1 rRNA gene is annotated in these 410 nt (G+C 42.2%); it reads left to right on the forward strand.

What is annotated here, in order from left to right:
* Nucleotides 1–410: ribosomal RNA gene (locus D7Y13_RS50210) — 23S ribosomal RNA — on the forward strand; the annotation flags it as partial.

Consider the following 410-nt stretch of genomic DNA (forward strand, 5'->3'; position numbering starts at 1 on the left):
CTGTTGAGCTTGACTCTAGTCTGATGTTGTGAAATGACTTGGGAGGTGTAGAATAAGTGGGAGGCTTTTGCCGTCAGTGAAATACCACTACTCTCAATGTTGTTACACTTATATCATGATGTAATATCTGCGTTGCTTCGCGGCGGCCCAGTTATAGTTGGAAGCTTGGACTTTTGTCTGGGTGAATTACGTGAAAAACATCATCAGGCGGGGAGTTTGGCTGGGGAGGCACATCTGTTAAATGATAACACAGGTGTCCTAAGGTGAGCTCAATGAGAACAGAAATCTCATGTAGAACAAAAGGGTAAAAGCTCACTTGATTTTGATTTTCAGTATGAATACAAACCGTGAAAGCGTGGCCTATCGATCCTTTAGTACTTTCGAATTTTAAGCTAGAGGTGTCAGAAAAG

It is taken from the genome of Corallococcus praedator (assembly GCF_003612125.1).
Classification (GTDB): Bacteria; Myxococcota; Myxococcia; order Myxococcales; family Myxococcaceae; genus Corallococcus; species Corallococcus praedator.